21 protein-coding genes and 1 pseudogene are annotated in these 20,649 nt (G+C 60.0%); 7 read left to right on the forward strand and 15 right to left on the reverse strand.

The features are described from left to right. Positions 1-22: 22 nt before the first annotated feature. On the forward strand, positions 23-1,042 hold the full coding sequence (locus AK821_RS16090; protein WP_008086978.1) for a branched-chain amino acid aminotransferase: 1,020 nt from the start codon (positions 23-25) through the stop codon (positions 1,040-1,042). 284 nt (positions 1,043-1,326) lie between these two features. Here AK821_RS16090 and AK821_RS16095 read toward each other — a convergent pair whose 3' ends face one another. From AK821_RS16095 to AK821_RS16105, 3 genes are all read right to left on the reverse strand, one after another. Continuing rightward, the gene (locus tag AK821_RS16095; protein ID WP_064390585.1) at positions 1,327-2,151 is read right to left on the reverse strand and encodes a TIGR03915 family putative DNA repair protein; all 825 of its coding nucleotides are present in this window, start codon (positions 2,149-2,151) and stop codon (positions 1,327-1,329) included. Next, positions 2,148-3,368 carry a putative DNA modification/repair radical SAM protein gene (locus tag AK821_RS16100; RefSeq protein ID WP_064390586.1) on the reverse strand — a complete coding sequence of 407 codons (1,221 nt, stop codon included), beginning with the start codon at positions 3,366-3,368 and terminating at the stop codon, positions 2,148-2,150. The genes AK821_RS16095 and AK821_RS16100 overlap by 4 nt, the downstream gene beginning before the upstream one ends. Positions 3,369-3,530: 162 nt before the next feature. Next, positions 3,531-4,292: an ArsR/SmtB family transcription factor gene (locus AK821_RS16105; protein WP_064390587.1), complete on the reverse strand. Its 762-nt coding sequence runs from the start codon at positions 4,290-4,292 to the stop codon at positions 3,531-3,533. A 78-nt stretch (positions 4,293-4,370) separates the two neighbouring features. Between AK821_RS16105 and AK821_RS16110 the strand changes: the two genes are divergently transcribed. Continuing rightward, positions 4,371-5,474: a cytochrome P450 gene (locus AK821_RS16110; protein WP_064390588.1), complete on the forward strand. Its 1,104-nt coding sequence runs from the start codon at positions 4,371-4,373 to the stop codon at positions 5,472-5,474. Here the strand turns inward: AK821_RS16110 and dmeF are convergent. Together dmeF and AK821_RS16120 are read right to left on the reverse strand one after the other, a co-directional pair. Then, entirely contained in the window at positions 5,471-6,400 is a 930-nt protein-coding gene (gene dmeF / locus AK821_RS16115) for a CDF family Co(II)/Ni(II) efflux transporter DmeF (protein WP_064390589.1), read from the reverse strand. The genes AK821_RS16110 and dmeF overlap by 4 nt on opposite strands. Before the next feature lie 12 nt (positions 6,401-6,412). Continuing rightward, positions 6,413-6,688 (reverse strand): metal/formaldehyde-sensitive transcriptional repressor, encoded by a 276-nt coding sequence (locus AK821_RS16120; protein WP_064390590.1) that lies wholly within the window; start codon positions 6,686-6,688, stop codon positions 6,413-6,415. Positions 6,689-7,279: 591 nt separating this feature from the next. On the opposite strand from AK821_RS16120, the gene AK821_RS16125 reads away from it, so the two are divergent. Further along, positions 7,280-7,657: a DUF6124 family protein gene (locus AK821_RS16125; protein WP_064390591.1), complete on the forward strand. Its 378-nt coding sequence runs from the start codon at positions 7,280-7,282 to the stop codon at positions 7,655-7,657. A 217-nt stretch (positions 7,658-7,874) separates the two neighbouring features. Here the strand turns inward: AK821_RS16125 and AK821_RS16130 are convergent, their stop codons facing one another. Further along, complete coding sequence (locus AK821_RS16130; protein ID WP_064390592.1) at positions 7,875-8,285, reverse strand: hypothetical protein; 411 nt, start codon at positions 8,283-8,285, stop codon at positions 7,875-7,877. 30 nt (positions 8,286-8,315) lie between these two features. Beyond that, positions 8,316-8,654, reverse strand: coding sequence for an FKBP-type peptidyl-prolyl cis-trans isomerase (locus AK821_RS16135; RefSeq protein WP_064390593.1), 339 nt, complete (start codon positions 8,652-8,654; stop codon positions 8,316-8,318). Between the two features lie 163 nt (positions 8,655-8,817). On the opposite strand from AK821_RS16135, the pseudogene AK821_RS16140 reads away from it, so the two are divergent. Next, positions 8,818-9,096, forward strand: a pseudogene (locus AK821_RS16140) (sensor domain-containing diguanylate cyclase); the annotation flags it as partial. A 45-nt stretch (positions 9,097-9,141) separates the two neighbouring features. On the opposite strand, the gene AK821_RS16145 reads toward AK821_RS16140, so the two are convergent. Next, complete coding sequence (locus AK821_RS16145) at positions 9,142-9,606, reverse strand: hypothetical protein (RefSeq protein ID WP_064390595.1); 465 nt, start codon at positions 9,604-9,606, stop codon at positions 9,142-9,144. A gap of 101 nt (positions 9,607-9,707) precedes the next feature. Continuing rightward, complete coding sequence (locus AK821_RS16150) at positions 9,708-10,013, reverse strand: RcnB family protein (protein ID WP_064390596.1); 306 nt, start codon at positions 10,011-10,013, stop codon at positions 9,708-9,710. Positions 10,014-10,439: 426 nt separating this feature from the next. On the opposite strand from AK821_RS16150, the gene AK821_RS16155 reads away from it, so the two are divergent. Both AK821_RS16155 and AK821_RS16160 read left to right on the forward strand, forming a co-directional pair. Then, a complete protein-coding gene (locus tag AK821_RS16155) occupies positions 10,440-11,732 on the forward strand; it encodes an MFS transporter (RefSeq protein ID WP_064390597.1) in 1,293 nt (430 codons plus the stop codon). A 12-nt stretch (positions 11,733-11,744) separates the two neighbouring features. Further along, positions 11,745-12,512 (forward strand): substrate-binding domain-containing protein, encoded by a 768-nt coding sequence (locus tag AK821_RS16160; protein WP_064390598.1) that lies wholly within the window; start codon positions 11,745-11,747, stop codon positions 12,510-12,512. Here AK821_RS16160 and AK821_RS16165 read toward each other — a convergent pair. Continuing rightward, entirely contained in the window at positions 12,502-13,416 is a 915-nt protein-coding gene (locus tag AK821_RS16165) for a LysR family transcriptional regulator (RefSeq protein WP_064390599.1), read from the reverse strand. The two genes, AK821_RS16160 and AK821_RS16165, sit on opposite strands and share 11 nt — an antisense overlap. A 262-nt stretch (positions 13,417-13,678) precedes the next feature. Between AK821_RS16165 and AK821_RS16170 the strand changes: the two genes are divergently transcribed. Next, positions 13,679-15,487, forward strand: coding sequence for a monovalent cation:proton antiporter-2 (CPA2) family protein (locus AK821_RS16170; RefSeq protein ID WP_064390600.1), 1,809 nt, complete (start codon positions 13,679-13,681; stop codon positions 15,485-15,487). Between the two features lie 116 nt (positions 15,488-15,603). Here the strand turns inward: AK821_RS16170 and hcnC are convergent, their stop codons facing one another. From hcnC to AK821_RS16195, 5 genes are all read right to left on the reverse strand, one after another. Then, the gene (gene hcnC / locus AK821_RS16175) at positions 15,604-16,863 is read right to left on the reverse strand and encodes a cyanide-forming glycine dehydrogenase subunit HcnC (RefSeq protein WP_064390601.1); all 1,260 of its coding nucleotides are present in this window, start codon (positions 16,861-16,863) and stop codon (positions 15,604-15,606) included. Then, the gene (hcnB, locus tag AK821_RS16180) at positions 16,856-18,265 is read right to left on the reverse strand and encodes a cyanide-forming glycine dehydrogenase subunit HcnB (RefSeq protein ID WP_064390602.1); all 1,410 of its coding nucleotides are present in this window, start codon (positions 18,263-18,265) and stop codon (positions 16,856-16,858) included. The genes hcnC and hcnB overlap by 8 nt, the downstream gene beginning before the upstream one ends. Continuing rightward, positions 18,262-18,576 (reverse strand): (2Fe-2S)-binding protein, encoded by a 315-nt coding sequence (locus tag AK821_RS16185; protein WP_064390603.1) that lies wholly within the window; start codon positions 18,574-18,576, stop codon positions 18,262-18,264. The genes hcnB and AK821_RS16185 overlap by 4 nt, the downstream gene beginning before the upstream one ends. 243 nt (positions 18,577-18,819) lie before the next feature. Beyond that, entirely contained in the window at positions 18,820-19,359 is a 540-nt protein-coding gene (locus tag AK821_RS16190; protein ID WP_064390604.1) for a hypothetical protein, read from the reverse strand. A 226-nt stretch (positions 19,360-19,585) separates the two neighbouring features. After that, positions 19,586-20,515 carry a hypothetical protein gene (locus tag AK821_RS16195; protein WP_064390605.1) on the reverse strand — a complete coding sequence of 310 codons (930 nt, stop codon included), beginning with the start codon at positions 20,513-20,515 and terminating at the stop codon, positions 19,586-19,588. Between the last annotated feature and the right edge of the window lie 134 nt (positions 20,516-20,649).

The raw sequence follows: 20,649 nt of genomic DNA on the forward strand, positions 1-20,649 counted from the left end.
TTGTTCAGTGATAGAGGGTGTCATGGGTAACGAAAGCATCAATTGGGACAAGCTGGGTTTTGACTACATCAAGACCGACAAACGCTATCTGTCGTACTTTCGCGATGGCGAGTGGGACAAAGGCACCCTGACCGAAGATAACGTGCTGCACATCAGCGAAGGCTCGACTGCCCTTCACTATGGCCAGCAGTGCTTCGAAGGCATGAAGGCCTATCGTTGCAAGGACGGCTCGATCAACCTGTTCCGCCCGGACCAGAACGCTCTGCGTATGCAACGCAGCTGCGCGCGTCTGCTGATGCCGACAGTCGACACCGAGCAGTTCATCGAAGCGTGCAAAGCCGTGGTTCGCGCCAACGAGCGCTTCATTCCGCCGTACGGCACCGGCGGCGCGCTGTATCTGCGTCCGTTCGTGATCGGCGTGGGTGACAACATCGGCGTGCGCACGGCACCCGAGTTCATCTTCTCGATCTTCTGCATTCCGGTCGGCGCCTACTTCAAGGGCGGCCTGACCCCGCACAACTTCCAGATCTCCAGCTACGACCGCGCCGCCCCACAAGGCACCGGCGCCGCCAAGGTCGGTGGCAACTACGCCGCCAGCCTGATGCCGGGCTCGAAAGCGAAGAAAGCCAACTTCGCCGACGCGATCTACCTGGACCCGATGACCCACACCAAGATCGAGGAAGTCGGTTCGGCCAACTTCTTCGGGATCACCCACGACAACAAGTTCATCACCCCGAACTCGCCGTCGGTTCTGCCAGGCATCACCCGCCTGTCGCTGATCGAACTGGCCAAGTCCCGTCTGGGTCTGGAAGTGGTTGAAGGCGACGTGCTGATCGACAAGCTGTCGGACTTCAAGGAAGCCGGTGCCTGTGGTACTGCGGCGGTGATCACGCCGATCGGTGGCATCAGCTACAACGACCATCTGCACGTGTTCCACAGCGAAACCGAAGTCGGCCCAGTGACCCAGAAGCTCTACAAAGAGCTGACGGGCGTGCAGACCGGCGACATCGAAGCGCCAGCGGGCTGGATCGTCAAGGTTTGATCTGACGGCTGCTGATGTAGAAAAGCCCTCCACCGAGTGATTGGTGGGGGGCTTTTTTTGTGGCGTGTGGCGGGATATGTGTGGCGTGCTGGCGATCCTTTCCCCCTCACCCCAGCCCTCTCCCCCAGGGGGGCGAGGGGGAAAGGGAGCCGATTTTTGTGCTTTTCAAAACCTGAGTTCGACTTGATCGTTCAGGTCGATGTAGTACGCGAGAACACCTCGGTCGGCCCCCTCTCCCTATGGGCGGTCCGACGTTTCGGGAGGGCTGGGGTGAGGGTATGCTTTTAGCTCTTAAAGGCAATCCGTTTGCCTGCACGGTTGGCAATCCCGCTCGCCTGCCCATTCTGCTGCTTGCCCATCCGCGCCTGCGTAATCAACCCCGGAATCAACTCCCCCTCCGGCAGATTTTTCCAGAACCGCGCCGGCAAATGCCCCTGCATGACCTTCTCGTTCAACCGCGCCGGATTGAAGATGTGGCTGTAATAAGTCAGCCACAGATCACCGTGAGGATCGTCGACATTCTGCGCCAGTTGCTGCCATTCCAGCGGGCATTGGCGCTGATGGATCAGTTGTTCGCCATCGTAATAAACCCCGTCACGCGGCGTGGCGATCAGCCAGCGATGCTGGCCCATGCGCCCGACGAAATGCTCGCTGGCGCTGAGCAGGATGTCGTGAGCCGGTTCGTGCCACGCCACGTATTGCGGGCCTTGGCTGTTTTTCGGCCGTTCAATGAAGCGCACAAACGCATGCAGGTGATGAGCTTCGCGGCGCACTTGTTTGATTCGCCGCTGCAACTCGCTGCCCAGCTTGTCACCGGCCATCATTGCCGTGCGATCACCGTGGCTGACGCGCCACAACACTTCGTACAACAGACTCCAGCGTTGATCACCACGGTATTGCGCGGCGTGCTCCAGCGTTTCGAGCAGTACACGCGGGATCTTCGCCATAAATGGACCTTGCCCTTCAGGCACAGGGGCATCACTGGCAAACAGATCGCCCACGCCTTCCGAGGCCCAGCTCACCAGGCTCGGATCGACTTCATGGCTGAGCAGCCAGCGTGCCTGCTGACGCCAGGTGTCGAACAGATCGTCGCAGTCGAGATTGATCATCCCCACAACCCCATCTGTTGCGGCATCGGCCGGTCGCGTAATTGCTGATAGAGCAAGTGGCTGGTGACCTCGGCCTGCTGCGGATGGTAGTCGCTGGTAATGATGAAGGGTTTGGCCTTGGCCAGGACGCAGCGCATGCGTGCGACATCTTCGTAGCGGATCTTGCGTTGTCGGCGCAGCTCGACCAGACGTTCGGTGGTGCGCAAACCAATGCCGGGAATACGCGCGATCAATGACGCCTCGGCGCGGTTCAGATCCAGTGGGAACACCTCGCGATTCTGCAACGCCCACGCCAGTTTCGGGTCGATGTCCAAGGCCAGATTGCCCGGCCCCTTGAGCAGTTCGTCGGCACGGTAACCGTAGCTGCGCAGGAGGAAATCGGCCTGGTACAAACGGTGCTCGCGCATCAGCGGCGGCGCGGCCAGTGGCACGCTTTTCGGGCTGTCGGGGATCGGACTGAAGGCCGAATAGTAAACGCGACGCAAACGGTAGTTGCCGTACAACGACTGAGCACTGTGCAAGATCGTGCTGTCGTCAGTGTCATCGGCGCCCACAATCAGTTGCGTGCTCTGCCCGGCAGGGGCGAACTTTGCCGAACGCGGTTCGTTCAAAACGGTCTGCACACCGGTGTAAATTGTGTTCATCGCTTGTTTGATCGAAGCGATGTCTTTCTCCGGAGCCAGGGTTTGCAAACTGGCATCGGTGGGCAGTTCGATGTTCACGCTCAGCCGATCGGCGTAACGCCCCGCCTCCTCAATCAGTGCAGGGTCGGCGTCGGGAATGGTCTTGAGATGGATGTAGCCGCGAAACTCATGTTCTTCGCGCAACAGCTTCGCCACCCGCACCAGTTGCTCCATGGTGTAGTCCGCCGAGCGGATGATCCCGGAGCTGAGGAACAGCCCGCTGACACAGTTGCGCCGGTAGAAATCCAGGGTCAGCGTCACCACCTCTTCGGGTGTGAAGCGGGCCCGCGGTACGTCGCTGGAGCGGCGATTGACGCAGTATTGGCAATCGTAAAGGCAGAAATTGGTCAGCAGAATTTTCAACAACGACACGCAACGTCCGTCGGGCGTGTAGCTGTGGCAGATGCCCATGCCATCGGTCGAGCCCAGCCCGCTCTTGCCCTCGGAGCTGCGCTTGGGCGCGCCACTGCTCGCACAGGACGCGTCGTACTTGGCGGCGTCGGCGAGGATGCTCAGCTTGTCGATGATTTGCATGGCGCGGGCTCTTTACTGTTTGGATATACAGTATAGCGTCGCGAACGTGGGCACAAGGTTGGGCACGACCCCTCGTCGGCTTAGAGCGAAGATCAAAAGATCGCAGCGTCCCGCAGCTCCTACGTAGATTCGAGATCGGGATTTATCGGATGCACCCGATTTTCATCGGGTGTACACCCGCCCTGTAGGAGCTGCCGCAGACTGCGATCTTTTGATCTGGCCATTTTCATTCGCCAACTCAACGCCAAACCGCACGGCGATTTCCCTGCGCCCCACCACCGTCAACGCCAACGCCCGACTGTCCAGATCCTGCGTCAGCCACTTGCGCTTCAACGCGGTTTGCAACAGCGCCGCCCCCAACGACCCGCCGAGATGCGGGCGGCGCATGCTCCAGTCCAGGCACGGGCAGGCAAACTTGCGCCGCAACGTAGTCAAATCCCGCACTTCAATGCCCAAGCCTTCGAACAACGCCGCGCCACTGTCGCTCAAGCAATACGCTTGCTTGTCCGACTCGTCCAGCCACCCCGCCTCGAGCAAACGGTCATGCAGCAACACCGCCAGCGTCCCCGCCATGTGGTCGTAGCACGTGCGGGCGAATTGCAGGCGATCCGGCGTGTGCGGTTTGAAAGTCGGTGTGGCGCTCTGGCCGATCACCATCAGCGCTTCCAGCGCCTGGGCCACGCGTTGGTCGGCCAAGCTGTAATAACGATGACGACCCTGCACGTGCAGGCGCACCAACGCCAGATCCTTGAGCTTGGCCAGGTGCGCGCTGGCAGTAGACGCGCTGACTTCGGCGATGGCCGCCAACTCGGTGCTGGTGCGCGCGTGGCCGTCCATCAGCGAGCAGAGGATTTTCGTTCGCGCCGGCTCCGCGATGGCGGCAGCCACCTGCGAGACGCCGATGTCTTGATGTTCTGCGTGCATATTTCGCTCCCCGACGAATCATCACCGCTGAGCACTGACGATACTCGCATCACTTTCTCGACGACAAGGCTGCGAACCATGGACCCGATCAGCGCTGCGACTCATGCCGACCCCTATCCTTATTACGCCGGACTGCGTGCTCAGGGCGGATTCACGTTTCATCACGAACTGAGACTGTGGGTCGCCAGCAGTGCCCGGGCGGTGTGTGCGGTGCTGGCGCATACCGATTGCCGGGTGCGTCCGGCGCAGGAACCGGTGCCCACGGCGATTGCTTCGGGCATGGCGGGCGAGGTGTTCGGGCAATTGATGCGGATGAATGATGGCGAGCGTCAGCGCTGCCCGCGTTCGGCGATCGAGCCTGCGCTTGAGTTGATTGATGAGGCCCAAGTACGAGCATTGGTAGCCGCGCGACTGATCACTGTAAACACCGACGGCCTGTATAAAGCCATGTTTCGCGGCCCGGTGTGCGTGGTTGCGGCGCTACTCGGCTTCACCCCGGCACAGGGTCGAGCCGTCAGTGAGCTGACCGCCGACTTCGTCACCTGCCTGTCGCCATTGAGCAATGACCTGCAGCTGATGGCCGCACATTCGGCGGCGGAGCGGTTGCGCGATTATTTCATCGAGTTGCTGGCGCAAGCGGATAGCGCGTTGCTGACGGAGATCAAGCAGCGATTTGACGGCGCTGAAGAAACGTTGATTGCCAATCTGATCGGGCTTTGTTCACAGACTCATGAAGCCACTGCGGGATTGATCGGCAACGCGCTGCTGGCGCTGCGGCGGCAACCTGAGTTGCGCGACGCACCGACGCAGGCGTTGTTGGCCGAAGTGCAGCGTTTCGACCCGCCAGTGCAAAACACCCGACGGTTTGTGGCTCAGGCTTGTGAGATTGATGGCGTTCGGGTCGAGGCTGGAGATGTGATTCTGGTGCTGCTGGCCTCGGCCAATCGCGATCCGGCGCTCAATCAACAGCCCGACGCGTTTTTGCTGGAGCGCACGAATCAGCGCAGTTTCAGTTTTGGCAGTGGCCGGCATCACTGCCCGGGGCAGTTGCTGGCGATGAGTATCGCCAGTGCGACGGTCAGCGAACTCCTCGCTCACGGCGTCGACCCGAACCGGCTGCACTGGCAGTACCGCCCGTCTCTCAACGGGCGCATCCCGATGTTCAGCGCAGCCACGGCTTAAGCGTTACGCAGCTCGATGGTCAGATGCGCCAGCTCATGCACTGGCGCCAACCGCTCGCGAATCGCTTGCGCCGTGACATCCGCTGCCGCGACCACACTGACGATCGCCGCCCGCGCCTGCGGGCCGACTTGCCAGACGTGCAGGTCGCTGATGCGCACGTCGTTGGAGGATTCCAGCAGCTGGCGAATCTCTGCAGCCACCGGCTCATCGGTGGCGTCGAGCAACACCGCAGCACTGTCGCGCATCAGGTTGTACGCCCACTTGGCAATGACGATGGCACCGACAATCCCCATCACCGGGTCCAGCCACACCCAACCCAGATAACGCCCGGCCAGCAACGCGGCAATCGCCAGCACCGAGGTCAAGGCATCGGCCAGTACATGGACGTAGGCCGAACGCAGGTTGTTGTCGTGATGGTGATGATGATCGTGGCCATGAGCATGCGCATGGCCGTGGTCATGACCGTGAGGTCCCATCAGCAGGAAGGCACTGATCAGGTTCACCGCCAGGCCCACAATCGCGATCACCGTAGCCTCGCCAAACGCCACCGTGGTGGGCTGGAACAAACGCAAAACGGACTCACCGGCAATGCCCAACGAGACCAGCCCCAAAATCATCGCCGAGGCAAAACCGGCCAGATCGCCGACCTTGCCGGTGCCGAAACTGTAGCGGCGGTTGTGGGCGTTGCGCCGGGCGAAGCCATACGCCGCCGCGGCAATGCCCAACGCGCCAGCGTGGGTGGCCATGTGGAATCCGTCGGCCAACAGCGCCATCGAACCGGTGACGTAACCGGCGGCGATCTCGGCAATCATCATCACGAATGTCAGCACGACGACCCACAAGGTGCGGCGGCCATTTTCATCGTGAGAAGCGCCGAGAAACTGGTGGTCGTGACTGAAGTGTTCAGCTTTCGGAGTCAGAGTCATGATGTCTGCGCTCTATTTGGAGTAACGGCGGATGGCTTGCAGCAATTCTTCAACGCCCTGTGCGCGTTCGTCGTCGCGCAGGCCCGCAAGGGCAACGTGTTCGCGGGCGTGGGCCTCGATGAATTGCTCCATCAGCCCATTGACCGCACCGCGAATTGCCGCGACCAGGTGCAGCGTCTTGGCGCAATCGGCATCACCCTCCAGCGCTTTCTCGACCGCCTGCACCTGCCCGGCTATCCGCCTTACGCGGTTGAGCAGTTCGTCTTTGTGTTGGTGAATGTGCGACATACCTATACCTCCTACCCCTATATGGCGAGAATGATCATCGATGGCTTCGACAATGGCAAGACCGGTCAGGTGTTCAGGGTTGGAAGCGGTTTTGTGAACAACTCCCCCCCCCTGTGGGAGCGGGCTTGCCCGCGAAGGCGGCGTACCTGACTGCAGAGTTGCTGGATGTGCCGGCCACTTCGCGGGCAAGCCCGCTCCCACAGGTTTTTGTGGTGTCGAAAAGTTATGGGGTCGGCGCTGGCGGCCGGAAAAACGCAGCATCATTTCGGCATCATCGTGCGGGCTACAGCGCCTTGCGCCTTTGCCTACAACTACGCCAGAATCCGCCGGCTTGTGCGGTTTGAGGGCTGCCGGTAGCTTGGTTCGCGTCACTGAATGTTCAGTGATCGGGTTTAGTCGCTCGGTAATCTATTCAAACTGCATAACATTCCAGACAGTAGGTATTTCGGTACCTCACTCAATGGTAGCTGTGCGCAGGGCGCCTTCGGGTGCGCCGGTTTGGGTGGGTTTCCGGTCGACTAACCTGTGCATAGCTGCCACCTTCTGGTTTAGTCGCGAGGTGGTGTCAGCATCACTTTGGAAACCTCCGAAATGTTAAAAGTAACGCCAAATCCGCCAGAAGCGGATCCCACAACCGAATCAGATCCAGTATCCCCCTACTCCACGCTCGACCCGACAAAACTCAACGAGGCCGCCGAACGTGCCCTCGACCACTACCTCAAACCTCCCGCCCCACCCCAGCGAACGCCCAGCACCATGTTCCTCGTCGCCCCGGACATGGACACCGAATCCCTGCTGGCCCACGCCTGCGAATCCATGGCCTCGGCCAGCATCATGCTCAGCGACTTCGCCGGCCTGCTCGAAACGCCCTACCGCAACACCCTGCTAGGCATCCAGCAAGTGGTCATGCTCGGCGAGCTCGCGGTCAACCGCGCCCTCGACAAACTCGAACCCGACCAGAGGCAATGACCATGACCAACAAAACAGATGCACAGGTTGTCGCCTGCGCCGTCACCCCCCTCGCCCAACTCGATGAACTGGCCGAGATGGCGCACGCAGCCTGATCGACCGCGTAATCGTTCTTCGCGAGCAGGCTCGCTCCCACAGCTTCGCGGTGGCTCACAGCATTTGAGTACACCGCCATGCCAATGTGGGAGCGAGCCTGCTCGCGAAAGCAGTTGCGCATTCACCGCCGAAAATCCGCCAGGATGAACGGCGTATGGGCCCTGAGATAAGCTTCGACGTCTTCCAGCGTAGAGAGTGAATCACTGGACGATTCGATTTCACCCTCCTCATCCTCATGCGTCACTTTGACGATGTAGGCGTCACTTTCCTCAAGCAATACGCCTGAAATTTTGACCTGCCGTCCACTTTTCTCGGTAAAGGACGTCGCCTTCAGGGTTGCCACTTTCAAGGTCTGTGCAGTGCTGGCCGTGAAAGCTTTGCGTTTTGCCAGGGCACTTTTCGATACGAACATTGCGAAAATACAGCCGAGCCCCATCAACAGGATTTCTATGTTGTGAATCGGACCTCGCCGCCCTTCATGCTCCAGACTCAGCCACGCGACGGCCTTGTAAATAATCTGATCTACATCCATTTATCCGGCTCCCGAACGATATCCTGGTGATCAATCCTCCCGCGTCAAAACCTCCAGCAACTCAATCTCGAACAGCAGATTCGAATTCGGCGGAATCTTGCCCATCGTCCGCTCGCCATAGCCCAGATGCGCCGGCACCAGCAGTTTGCGTTTGCCGCCCACCTGCATGCCCATCAGCCCTTGATCCCAACCTTTGATGACCCGGCCAGTGCCAATCACGCACTGAAAAGGTTTGCCACGGCTGTAGGAAGAATCGAACTCGCTGCCGTCTTCCAGCCAGCCGGTGTATTGGGTGGTGATCAGCGCGCCTTTGACCGCCGCTTTGCCCTCGCCCACCTGAAGATCGATTACCTGCAGTTCATCATTCATAACAATCACTCTATTGTTCAGCAGGCCGCCGTTTTCCCAGAATTGCCGGTCATTGGCAACCCGCACGCGCAGATCAACGCTGTATCCGAGTCGAGTGATGAAGCATTAACATAGCCAACCGCCACTATTCCACGGATCGATTCGCCATGCAGGCAGCGCCGAAATGATTCAGCTCTGGATCGGCCTTGCCGCCGGCACGATCATGCTGGCCGTGATTGCCCTGCTGGTTTGGCGCGAACGCGGTTTGCGTCGGCAACTCGCCGAATACCGCGACTTGTTGAGCCGCGCCGCTGAAGGTCGCAATATTCATCAGGACGCCGACGCCGAGCGGTTTAAGCGCAGCCAGTATTTTGCCCGCATCGGCACCTGGGACTGGGAGGTCGATACGGATCGGCTGTACTGGTCGGATGCGATCTACGGCATGTTCGGGTTCAAGATCGGTTGGGCGGTGGGCAAGTGTTGAGTCACAGCGGTTGAAATGGCCCGTTCAATTCGCAGGCTGGCCAAATGGAACGCCGTTGAAGGTGTGAGTGCAGCACTGGCAACCCGGCGTCATGTTCTCGGCCTTCAAGTCGGGATTGACGATTTGCAGATGGTTCTTTTCATCGACGTACAGGCCACTGAAGTAGCTCGACTCGCCCAATCGGACGATGTCCTTGCGCTCATCTTCCCGAATGGCAACCATCCAGAACAGTGGATCGGGACGATCTAGGCGAGACACCGCTTCACTGAAAATCCGATCCCAATGGCCACCCACCCGGGATAACAAGAACCGGAACAGCGGCGTGTAATCCAGCCCGTATCGTTTGCCTGGATGCATTGAACCTCGCGATGCTTCGCGGCGACTTTCGGTCTTGGTATTGCGCTGATCGCGATAATGCGCGACCGATTCATTACGTCGAACCCCCCAAGTGCGCGTGTTTACTTTGCGATAAAGCGGTTTCTTGTCCAACCGATTGCTCCTGACTTGCAGTCACTCGAAACGCCCCAAGGGTTTTACCCGAACGGCGCTCGATTGCAATCATCCGTCCATGGCCAGTTAGCGCTGGAGACTCAACGCGGAACCGGTTGCATCTCGACAATGGTCCCGTTGGTGATCATCACCATGACGTACTGGTCATTGATCTGCACCCACTGCGCCTGATCAACCGGTTTTTTCAGGCCTTTGGTTTTCCAGTCGATGGCTTTTTCGCTGCGTTGATAAATGTCTGGGGCGCGGTCGTTGACCTTGAGTTCGCGGTCGCTGACCGGGGATTGAACGGTGGGCTCGCTTGAGGTTTGCGCCGCTTGAACAAGTGGGCTGATCCCGGAAATGCCGGCGACGAGGGCCAGGCTGGCGATTAGGGTTTTGCTGTTCATCGGTGAACCTCCATTGATGTGTGATACCTGAACTCGGACTGCGCGGCTCGGGAATCATTCCTTGTTTTTTGCCTGGGAGGGCTCGGGGATTGTAGTCGTCAGCCGGGCCGCCATCGCTGGCAAGCCAGCTCCCACGAGGGGCCAGGGTGTTAGCGAAAGTTGCGGGCACCCCGAAAACCTGTGGGAGCTGGCTTGCCAGCGATAGGGCCGATACATTCAACCTCGTCATTGCCTGATCCGCCGCTTTCGCGAGCAAGCTCGGCTCCTACAAAAAGCATGCGTCGAGCACATTGATCCGCTTTGCACATCAATGCATGCCAATAATGCAATTAACATCCTGTTACAGCTGGGCCACCATCCGCCTCAATAAGAACCGTGCGCTGCCTCTCCGTGGCGCACGTCATAAAAGCGGTGGAGTCCTTTGTTATGACAGCCTCAATCCCACACGGCGGCTCGCGGGCCGGTGCCATTTTCCGGGTCACCTCGGGTAACTTCCTCGAACAGTTCGACTTCTTTCTGTTTGGTTTTTACGCCACGCAGATCGCGGCGGTGTTCTTTCCGGCGAGCAGTGAGTTCGCTTCCCTGATGATGACCTTTGCGGTGTTCGGTGCAGGCTTTTTGATGCGTCCACTGGGAGCCATCGTGCTCGGCGCGTACATCGATGATGTCGGCCGCCGCAAGGGCTTGATCGTTACGCTGTCAATCATGGCCAGCGGTACGATATTGATTGTGCTGGTGCCCGGATACGAAAGCATCGGCCTGTTTGCGCCGGCGTTGGTGCTGATCGGGCGCCTGCTGCAAGGCTTCTCCGCTGGTGCCGAATTGGGCGGGGTTTCGGTGTATCTGTCCGAGATCGCCACCCCGGGCCGTAAAGGCTTCTTCACCGCTTGGCAGTCAGCCAGTCAGCAAGTGGCGATCATCGTTGCCGCTGCGCTGGGCTACGCATTGAACGCGTGGATGGCGCCGGACGTGATTGCCGATTGGGGCTGGCGGATTCCGTTTTTCGTCGGCTGCATGATCGTGCCGTTCATCTTTTTTCTGCGTCGCAATCTGGCGGAAACCGAAGAATTCGCCGCGCGCAAACACCGTCCGAGCATGGGCGAAGTGTTCCGCACCCTCGGTCAGAACTGGGCCGTGGTGCTTGGCGGCATGCTGATGGTCGCCCTGACCACCACCGCGTTTTACCTGATCACCGTGTATGCGCCGACCTTCGGTAAAACCGTGCTGCACCTGAGCACGTCCGATGCGCTGCTGGTGACCTTGCTGGTGGGTGTGTCGAACTTCTTCTGGTTGCCGATTGGCGGCATGTTGTCCGATCGCATCGGCCGTCGTCCGGTGCTGATCGCGATGTCGCTGCTGGCACTGGCCACCACCTATCCGGCGCTGTCGTACCTGGTGCAGGCCCCGAGCTTCAGCCACATGTTGCTGTCGCTGCTGTGGCTGTCGTTCATCTACGGCCTGTACAACGGCGCGATGATTCCGGCGCTGACCGAGATCATGCCGGTGGAAGTGCGCGTGGCCGGTTTCTCCCTCGCGTACAGCCTGGCGACGGCGATTTTCGGCGGTTTCACCCCGGCAATGTCGACCTTCCTGATTCAGTACACCGGCGACAAAGCCGCGCCGGGTTACTGGATGAGCATCGGTGCGGTCTGCGCATTGTGCGCCACGCTGTACCTCTATCGCCGCGCAGGCGGCCGTCTGCAACCGGTCGCAGCATAAGGAACCATGACCATGAAAAAACTCTTTAACTTCGCCGCCATCGCCCTCTGCGCTTTCAGCACCCTGGCACATGCTGAACAGCTGAACGTGATGACGTCGGGTGGCTTCACCGCCGCCTACAAAATCCTCGGGCCGAAATTCGCTGCCGCCACCGGCAACACCCTCGACACCCAACTCGGTCCGTCGATGGGCAAGGCACCGGAAGCGATCCCCAATCGCCTCGCACGCGGTGAACACGCCGACGTGGTAATCATGGTCGGCTACGCCCTCGATGATTTGATCAAGCAAGGCAAGGTCGACCCGGCTTCTCGTGTGGAACTGGCGGATTCGCGGATCGGCCTGGTGGTGCGCGAAGGTGCGCCGAAACCGGACATCAGCAGCGTCGACAATCTAAAGAAAACCTTACTCGACGCGCCGTCGGTGGCCTACTCCGACAGCGCCAGCGGCGTGTACATCGAGCAGCAGGTGTTCAAGAAACTGGGCATCGAAGATCAACTGAAACCGAAGGCCAAGATGATTGCGAAAGTCCCGGTGGGCTCGGTGGGTGCCACCGGGGACTATCAACTGGGCTTCCAGCAGGTCAGCGAACTGCTACCGGTGCCGGGCGTGAGCTTCGTCGCGAAGATTCCGGAATCGGTGCAGTCGGTGACGCGTTTTGCTGCCGGCATTCCGGTCGGCGCGCAACATCCAGAAGAGGCGAAAGCCCTGCTCGCCTACCTCGCCGCACCGGCTGCGCAACCTGACGTGCAGGCCACCGGGCTGGATTCGGTCAAACGTTGATCGTTGGCGGCTGGACTTTCATTTCCACCACCAGCCGCTCCAGTTCCAGTGCCGCCGGGGTCAACGTACGGCCCCGGCGCTTGATGATGCCGACACTGCGCATCACTTGCGGATCGGTCAGCGGAATACGTGTCAGGATCGGATGATCCGGCCCCGGCATCGCCATTAACGGCACCGCCGCCACTCCCAATCCCGCCTCGACCAGACCAATCATCGTCGTCACATGCTTGGTTTCGCAGATGCTTTGACGCTGCGGCACCACGGTGCTCAAGGCCTGATCGAGCAAAAAGCGGTTGCCTGAGGTTTTGTCCAGCGAGATGTAATCCTGCTGATAGAACTCGTCCCACGTCACGCTGTTGCGCCCGGCCAACGGGTGATCGCGGCGACAGGCGACGACATAGCACTCCTGCACAAGCGCTTCGAAATCGACTTTGGCATCCTGCGTACCCAAGAAACTCAGACCGAAATCCGCCTCACCATTGACCACCGCGCTCAAGACATCGTGGGCGCTGGAATCGAGGACTTTGACCTTGATCCGCGGGAATTGCTGGTGATAGCGGGCGACCACCCGCGGCATGAAGTAGTACGCCGCCGAAGGCACGCAGGCGACGGTGACGTGGCCCAGCCGCGTCGATGCCACCTCGCTGATCCCCAGCAGGGCGATATCGAGATCATCCAGCAAGCGCTCGACACTCGGCATGAAACCGCGTCCGGCCTGGGTCAGGCTGACCTTGCGTGTGGTGCGCTCGAACAGCTTCACGCCGAGGGCGTCTTCGAGTTTTTCGATGCGCCGGCTCAGCGCCGGTTGCGACAGGCGCACGGTGTCGGCAGCCTTGCGAAAACTGCCCTGCTCGACCACGGCGCGGAAGGCTTGCAAGTCGTTGAGGTCGAAGTTGATGGCCATGGCGGGACTCGCAGAGATTGATACGCAGGGGTTATAAATGTAACCAATTGATGCCAATTATCACAGAAACAACGAAAATCCCCTGTAGGAGCTGCCGCAGGCTGCGATCTTCTGATCTTGCTTCTTCGAAGGCAAAAGCAAGATCAAAAGATCGCAGCCTCGTTGCACTCGACAGCTCCTACAGGGGATCTTCGGTGGATGAAAAGTCGCTGTAGCCCTTATCCTTGTCCCCCCCCGCCGTACCGTTGTCAGGAGTTCCCCCATGCCCCATGAAGGCAATCTGTTGCAAGCCGCCGTCGTGTTTCTGTTCGCGGCCGTGCTCACCGTGCCTTTGGCCAAACGTCTGCAACTGGGCGCGGTGCTCGGTTACCTGTTTGCCGGGGTGATCATCGGCCCGTCGGTGTTGGGCCTGATCGGCAATCCACAGAGCGTTGCGCACATTTCCGAACTCGGCGTGGTGTTGCTGCTGTTCATCATCGGTCTGGAACTGTCGCCGCGACGCTTGTGGGTGATGCGCAAATCGGTATTCGGCGTCGGCCTGGCGCAGGTGCTGCTGACCGCTTCGGTAATCGGCGTGCTGGCGTTGTCGGTGTTCGGCCAACCGTTGAACAGCGCGATTGTGCTCGGCCTCGGACTCGCCTTGTCGTCCACGGCGTTCGGTCTGCAAAGCCTCGCCGAACGAAAAGAGCTGACCAGCCCCCATGGACGTCTGGCATTTGCGATTCTGCTGTTCCAGGACATCGCCGCGATCCCGTTGATTGCTTTGGTGCCGATGCTCGCGGGTGGCAATCACACCACCAGCACCACCGAAGATCTGAATCACGCCTTGCAAGTGCTCGGCGGCATCGCCGTGGTGGTGGTTGGTGGACGTTATCTGTTGCGTCCGGTGTTCCGCGTGGTGGCGAAAACCGGTCTGCCGGAAGTCTCCACGGCCACCGCGTTGCTGGTGGTGATCGGCACGGCGTGGCTGATGGATCTGGTCGGCGTGTCGATGGCGTTGGGGGCGTTTCTTGCCGGTTTGCTGTTGGCGGATTCGGAATATCGCCATGAACTGGAAGCGCAGATCGAGCCGTTCAAGGGCCTGCTGCTCGGGCTGTTTTTCATCAGCGTGGGCATGGGTGCGAATCTCAGTCTGCTGCTGAGTGCGCCGATCACCGTGTTGGGGCTGACACTGCTGCTGATCGGGCTGAAATTGCCGCTGTTGTTTGTCGTCGGACGCCTGGCCGGTGGCTTGAACAAGGTCAGTGCAATTCGCCTTGGCATCGTGTTGGCGGCCGGCGGTGAGTTTGCTTTTGTGGTGTTCAAGATCGGTCGCGATCAAGGCCTGTTCGAGCCGCGTCTGTACGACTTGCTGGTGCTGACCATCACCCTGTCGATGGCGCTGACGCCGTTGTTGCTGCTGATCTGCGCGCGACTGGTCAGCCCGAAAGTGCAGCCGGTGGAAGTGCCGGAAAAATACCGTGAGATCGACACCGAAGCCCCACGCGTGGTGATTGCCGGCATGGGCCGGATGGGCCAGATCGTCGCGCGTATCCTGCGGGCGCAGAACATCAAGTTCGTCGCGCTGGACACCTCGGTGGAAACCATCGAACTGTCGCGCAGTTTCGGCGGTGTGCCGGTGTTCTACGGCGACCCGATGCGCCCGGAAATCCTCAACGCGGCCAAGGTCGGCGAGGCGGAATATTTCGTGATTGCCACAGATGATCCGGAGACCAATATCAAAACGGCCGAGGTGGTGCGCAAGCTTTATCCGCACATGAAGATCATCGCTCGGGCCCGTAACCGTCAGCATGTGCATCGGTTGGTCGATGTGGGCGCTGAAGCGATTCGGGAAACGTATTACTCAAGTCTGGAAATGAGCCGACGCACATTGGTTGGCCTCGGTTTGACCCAGGCCCAGGCCGATGCGCGGATCAAGCGTTTCAAACACCACGACGAACAGGTGCTGGAGGCGCAACACGCGATTTACGACGATGCGGCGAAAGTCCTGCAAACCGCCCAGGAAGCCCGGGCGGAACTGGCGCGGTTGTTCGAATCCGATCAACTGGAAGAAGAATCACGCAAATCCTGAACCTTGCCAGAATCCAAATGTAGGAGTGAGCCTGCTCGCGATGACGGTGTTTCAGTCAACTTATTCGTTACTGACAGATTGCTATCGCGAGCAGGCTCACTCCTACAGGGATTGTTTCAGACCAGTTCGAGTTCGGGCGCTTGCTTGACTGGCGTGACCTCAAACCGATCCGCCAAAAACGGCGTGATATCCAGCGGCAGCGGCTCATCGTTGACCATCTTATCCAGCAACACGCCAGTAATCGCCGAGGTCAGAATCCCGGTACGGAAGTGGCCGCAGGCATTCAAATACCCTTCCACCCCGCGCATCGGCCCGAGTATCGGCAATTCATCCGGCGAACCCGGACGCAACCCCGCCCAGGTGCGTTTCAGATTCACATCCTTGAGTTCCGGCAGGCAACGCACCGCGCCCTGCACCAGCCCGGCGATTTCCGGGTAGGTGGTGGTGACGTCGAAGCCTTTGTCTTCGGTGGTGCTGCCGATCAGGATTTCGCCGTTGTCCTTCTGCGCCACGTAACAGTCGCTGGTGGTCAGGCAGCCGTTGAGGATTTTCGGCATACGCTCGGTCAACAGAATCTGGCCCTTGACCGGTTTGACCGGAATGCGAATGCCGCTGGCCCACTCGCTCAGATCCGCCGCCCACGCGCCCGCCGCGTTGATCAGCGTCTTGCAGTGGAACACGCCCTCCTCGGCCGTCTGCACTCCAGTGACGCGGCTGCCATGGTGCAACACGCCGGTGACGTTGGTATTGACGAAAATGTCGACGCCGTTCTGCCGCGCGCCTTCCATGTAGGCGTCGGCGAGGCGAAACGGGCTGACCTGGTGATCACAGAGAAACTCCAGCGCCCCGCGTGCTTCATGGCTGACGCTCGGTTCAGACTCGCGCAACGCCGCCTGATCGAGCCAGCGCACCTGGTCGGCCAGGTGCGGAATGCAGCCGACGATGTGCTCGGCGTAGAGCCGGTCTTCATCGTCATAAATGACGAATTTCAGCCCGGTCTTTTCGAACTTGAAATCCATCCCGTGGTTGTCTTTGAGTTCGCGGTGCAACGCCGGGTACAGGGCGTTGGACTGCAGGGCAAAATCAAAGAATGACTCCGGCAGAATGTGCGGCGTACTCGCGTCCACCGCCACCGCCGCGCCCTGGGTTTCGCGTTTGCGGTTGGCTGACATCATGCGGAAAAAAATCACCCCGCAGCCGAGGCCGACCGATTCACCGATCGCCCACAAACCACCGGCCGAAGCACGCGTCGCGTTGCCGGGGCGCTTGGCATCGATCAGCGCGACCTTGAGGTTTTTGCGCTTGGACAATTGATAGGCGCAGGACGCCCCGATCACGCCGCCACCGGCGATGATCACGTCATAGAACTTACTCATGGGCAGCGGCCTCCGTGCTGACGGACTGGAACGCGGAAAAAGGAATCGGATCAATCGGGAAACGCGGGCGCAGCCAACCGACATCCTTGCGCCCGGTGGCCTGGCGTAACCGGTCGCTGCAATAGCCGACGCACATGCGCCCCTGGCAATCGCCCATGCTTACGCGGGTGCGCATTTTCAGGCTGGCGATGTCTTGCACGCCCTGCTCCAGCGCCAGATCGATGTCGGCACGGGTGGCGTGTTCGCAACGGCAGATCACCGTGTCGGCGGCGGGCAAAGCGGTCTGGCCGACACCGCGCTCGGTATAGCGATCAACGGCGGCGCGAAAACGCACGATGGCTCTGAGTTTGCCCAGATAACGGTCGCGGCGCACGCGGGCCAGTTCTTCTTCGAGGACACCGCGTTGCAGCAGGATCGAAGTCGCCGCGATCTTGCCGGCAAGCATCGCCGCTTCACCGCCGCGAATCCCACCCATGTCACCGGCCAAATGCACGTGCGGCTCGTTGCTTTGCTGCCAGACATTCGAATGGGCGCGCAGGTAACCGTCATCACTGAAACCGTGATCAAGGCCCATTTGCTGACTGATTTGCGTGCGTGGAATGAAGCCGTAACCGACCGCCAGGGTCTTCGCTTCGAAGCGTTCGACCCGCGACAAGTCCGGCGCCCACGTGGCCGAGTACGGCGCGACGCTGACGCTTTTCAGTTCACCTTCGCCATGGGCTTCGACCACGCCCCAGCCGTAGTTCATCGGGATGCCGTGCAGTTTCAGATAAGCGAGCATGCTCAAGCCATCGAGGAACAATTGCGGCTTGTTCAACAGTGCGAGGCTTTCGCGGGCGATCTTGCCGAACGCACACGCCTCATACACGCCCGCGACGCTGACGCCCGAGGCATGCAACTGCGTCGCCACCAACGGCAACAACGGCCCGGTGCCGGCGATGATCACCGGCCCTTGCGGCTTGACCACGCCGCTTTTGATTTGCAGTTGCAGACCGCCAAGCATGATGACGCCCGGCAGCGTCCAGCCGGGGAACGGCACACTGCGTTCGTGGCAACCGGCGGCTAGCAGCAATTGCGGATATTCGATCTCGCGCAGTTGCTCGTCACCGTCCAGCACTACCAGGGCGCGAGTACCTTCGGCGCCGACCACCCGATGGTTGAGGCGCACGTCGATCAGCCCCGACTGTTCCTGAAATTCACCGTGCAGTTTGCCCAGCGCTTCGGAGTAACGCGGACCGAGGTAATCCAGTTGCACACCGTCACGCAGCGGCCCGCGATAGACCACCCCGCCGAGGCGCGAAGCCTCTTCAAGCAAGGTGCTGCGCACACCGTGGCGTGCCAGCTCGATGGCGGCTGCCATTCCCGCCGGGCCACCGCCGACAATCACCGGTTGCAGGTTCATACGACCTCCTGCGCAACGATGCGGTTGACCTGGGTTTCGATGCGCATGCCGTCGCGTACCACGGTCTGACAGGCGCGGCGCTTGTGCCGGCCGTTGATTTTCACCAGGCAGCATTGGCACACGCCCATACCGCAATAGGCGCCGCTGATCTGGTCATGATCGTTGCGGGCAATCTGGCGTACGCCGAGGGATTGAATGACGCTCAGGACGGTTTCGCCGATAGCAGCGCTGACCGCTTGACCGTTGATGTGGACAGTCATATCCGCCTGCGCCAAGGGCTGGATATCGAAGGTTCTTTCTTGGCAGTGCATTGAATGATCTTCCGTGAAAATTTCAGTGGAGTTTTGCGCCAGCTCCTTGCTGCACTACACCGTGCCGACCCGTTGTTCTAATGCATTTTGAGGGTCTGACTGCGGTACTCCGTCAGCGCAACCTGGTGCGCGTACAGGCAATGTAGTCGATACCGCGGCAAAGGCTTGGATCATTTACGGTAGGCGATATCGCCGGACGAAATATTGATCCAGGCCAGTGAAAGCGGTTGGATTGTCCAGCGATCAATTGGCGAAGACGAACTGCCCTTTGATCTTCTTCGGGCCGATCATAGCGAGGTCCGGGAACAGCAGCGATTTGACCCAGGCGGCGTAGAACACCATGGCCAGAATGAAAGCCACGCCGAGCAGAGTCGACACGGGTTCTTCACTGAAGCCTGCCAATTCTCGCGGAATCTGACTGATCGTGAAGGTGATGTAGATTGTGTAAACGACCGCGATGCCCTGATAAAAACCCCATGCGAACAACAGCGGAATTACGCCGACAATCAACACCATGGCCACCGCCATAACGATGCCGCCGTCATTGATTTGCACAAGCCCGGCTATCCCCCCGAGCAGTCCCCAGATGCCCATCAGCGCGACCAGGATGTTGACTTTAACGGCGTGGCGTTTTCTGAGGACGGGATCGCGACGCCCGCCGATCCAGCCCGCCAGCACTCGATCCTTGACCTTGCCGCCCGACAGCGCCTTGAAGGTTTCGCTCCTGGAATGCCCGCCCTCGAGCATTTCGACGACTCGTCGTTTGATTGCTTGCCTGTCCAACGTATTCATCCTTAAACATGCGCGCAACGGCCGACCCGTTGCCGACGCGGATTCTCGCCTTGTTGCCCGTCAGAAAGCAAAAAGCCGCTTCCACCCTAAGGTGGAAGCGGCCGAGGCATGGGCCTCAATGGAGCAATCAGTGCACGAACAGGGCGATCAGGATAATGATCGGGATCGGTACGCCGAGGAAAAACAGCAGTAGTGAGCGCATGGTGATGCTCCTTGTTTAACGGACTGGAGTGGTCGTGGTGTAGGTGTCGACTTCAACGTACTCGACCGCATCGCGACGACGACCGCCGAAAGTGGCCGCGAAACTGGCGAAGAACGCGCCGGCCAACAACGAGATGAACATCCACAGCGAGGTCCAGGCAGCGACTTTCGCAGCGGTGTCGGCGGCTTGCTGAGCTTTCAGCTTGGCGTCGGCCAGGGCTTTCTGAGTACGCGCGTAGATTTCATCGACACGACGTTCGGCGTCGGCCTGAGTCAGGTTGGTGCGTTGGGCAACCAACTGCGCGAGGTAGGTACGGTCTTCGGCGCTGAGCTGACCGTTGGCCAGGCTCTGGGCGAAGATCCGGGCCACGGCGCCATGCGCAGCGTCATCGCTGACGGAGGCCGGACGGTCGTCGCGAAACAGGCTGTCGATGTAGTAACCGTACTGGTTGCTGTCGGTGTTCGCCGCAGCAGTACCGGCCGCTTGGGTCATGGCACCGGCTGCACCGCCAGCCACACTGGCACCGGCCTGCACACCACCACTGATGACGCTGCTGACCGAGCCGACCACCAGCACTGCGGTGACCAGCGTCGCCACACACCAGGCGAGGAAGCCGTGCGCGGTGTCGCGGAAATACACCTCGTCACCGTGCATGTTCGCCCACTTCACCCGCAGGCGACCGGCGATGTAGCCGCCCATACCGGAAGCGATGATCTGCGTCGCCGCCAACCAGACAATCGTTGAAATGCCCAGGCCCTTGGCGCTGACGCCCTCTCCGGCCCACGGTGAAACGGCAGAGAAACCCAAACCGAAACCGAGCAGGACCAAAATCATCGACAGGGCTGCGGCAGCCGCAGCACCGGCGAAAATCGCGCCCCAGGACACGCCCGAAACGCTGCTCGACTCTTCAACGGCGGGATAAAACCCATCAGGGGATCTATTCATTGTTGTTCTGCTCCAGGCATGAAAAATGGTGTTACAACTCGTCATCAGAGGAATTGCAGTGACCGTGCCAGTCGCGAGAATTAAATAAGTCGTTTAATTTCAGCTAGTTATAAAGAATGAACTTCCGAAAACCT

The organism is Pseudomonas sp. RIT-PI-r (genome assembly GCF_001297015.1).
In the GTDB taxonomy this organism is placed as follows: domain Bacteria; phylum Pseudomonadota; class Gammaproteobacteria; order Pseudomonadales; family Pseudomonadaceae; genus Aquipseudomonas.

What these genes read in the sequence shown, in the direction of transcription:
- AK821_RS16165 (WP_064390599.1), bottom strand. Translation starts at nt 13,416, where the DNA reads ATGGCCATCAACTTCGACCTCAACGACTTGCAAGCCTTCCGCGCCGTG.
- AK821_RS16195 (WP_064390605.1), bottom strand. Translation starts at nt 20,515, where the DNA reads ATGAATAGATCCCCTGATGGGTTTTATCCCGCCGTTGAAGAGTCGAGC.
- AK821_RS16100 (WP_064390586.1), bottom strand. Translation starts at nt 3,368, where the DNA reads ATGCAAATCATCGACAAGCTGAGCATCCTCGCCGACGCCGCCAAGTAC.
- dmeF (WP_064390589.1), bottom strand. Translation starts at nt 6,400, where the DNA reads ATGACTCTGACTCCGAAAGCTGAACACTTCAGTCACGACCACCAGTTT.
- hcnC (WP_064390601.1), bottom strand. Translation starts at nt 16,863, where the DNA reads ATGAGTAAGTTCTATGACGTGATCATCGCCGGTGGCGGCGTGATCGGG.
- AK821_RS16120 (WP_064390590.1), bottom strand. Translation starts at nt 6,688, where the DNA reads ATGTCGCACATTCACCAACACAAAGACGAACTGCTCAACCGCGTAAGG.
- AK821_RS16090 (WP_008086978.1), top strand. Translation starts at nt 23, where the DNA reads ATGGGTAACGAAAGCATCAATTGGGACAAGCTGGGTTTTGACTACATC.
- AK821_RS16155 (WP_064390597.1), top strand. Translation starts at nt 10,440, where the DNA reads ATGACAGCCTCAATCCCACACGGCGGCTCGCGGGCCGGTGCCATTTTC.
- AK821_RS16105 (WP_064390587.1), bottom strand. Translation starts at nt 4,292, where the DNA reads ATGCACGCAGAACATCAAGACATCGGCGTCTCGCAGGTGGCTGCCGCC.
- AK821_RS16095 (WP_064390585.1), bottom strand. Translation starts at nt 2,151, where the DNA reads ATGATCAATCTCGACTGCGACGATCTGTTCGACACCTGGCGTCAGCAG.
- AK821_RS16185 (WP_064390603.1), bottom strand. Translation starts at nt 18,576, where the DNA reads ATGCACTGCCAAGAAAGAACCTTCGATATCCAGCCCTTGGCGCAGGCG.
- hcnB (WP_064390602.1), bottom strand. Translation starts at nt 18,265, where the DNA reads ATGAACCTGCAACCGGTGATTGTCGGCGGTGGCCCGGCGGGAATGGCA.
- AK821_RS16130 (WP_064390592.1), bottom strand. Translation starts at nt 8,285, where the DNA reads ATGGATGTAGATCAGATTATTTACAAGGCCGTCGCGTGGCTGAGTCTG.
- AK821_RS16150 (WP_064390596.1), bottom strand. Translation starts at nt 10,013, where the DNA reads ATGAACAGCAAAACCCTAATCGCCAGCCTGGCCCTCGTCGCCGGCATT.
- AK821_RS16125 (WP_064390591.1), top strand. Translation starts at nt 7,280, where the DNA reads ATGTTAAAAGTAACGCCAAATCCGCCAGAAGCGGATCCCACAACCGAA.
- AK821_RS16110 (WP_064390588.1), top strand. Translation starts at nt 4,371, where the DNA reads ATGGACCCGATCAGCGCTGCGACTCATGCCGACCCCTATCCTTATTAC.
- AK821_RS16160 (WP_064390598.1), top strand. Translation starts at nt 11,745, where the DNA reads ATGAAAAAACTCTTTAACTTCGCCGCCATCGCCCTCTGCGCTTTCAGC.
- AK821_RS16170 (WP_064390600.1), top strand. Translation starts at nt 13,679, where the DNA reads ATGCCCCATGAAGGCAATCTGTTGCAAGCCGCCGTCGTGTTTCTGTTC.
- AK821_RS16135 (WP_064390593.1), bottom strand. Translation starts at nt 8,654, where the DNA reads ATGAATGATGAACTGCAGGTAATCGATCTTCAGGTGGGCGAGGGCAAA.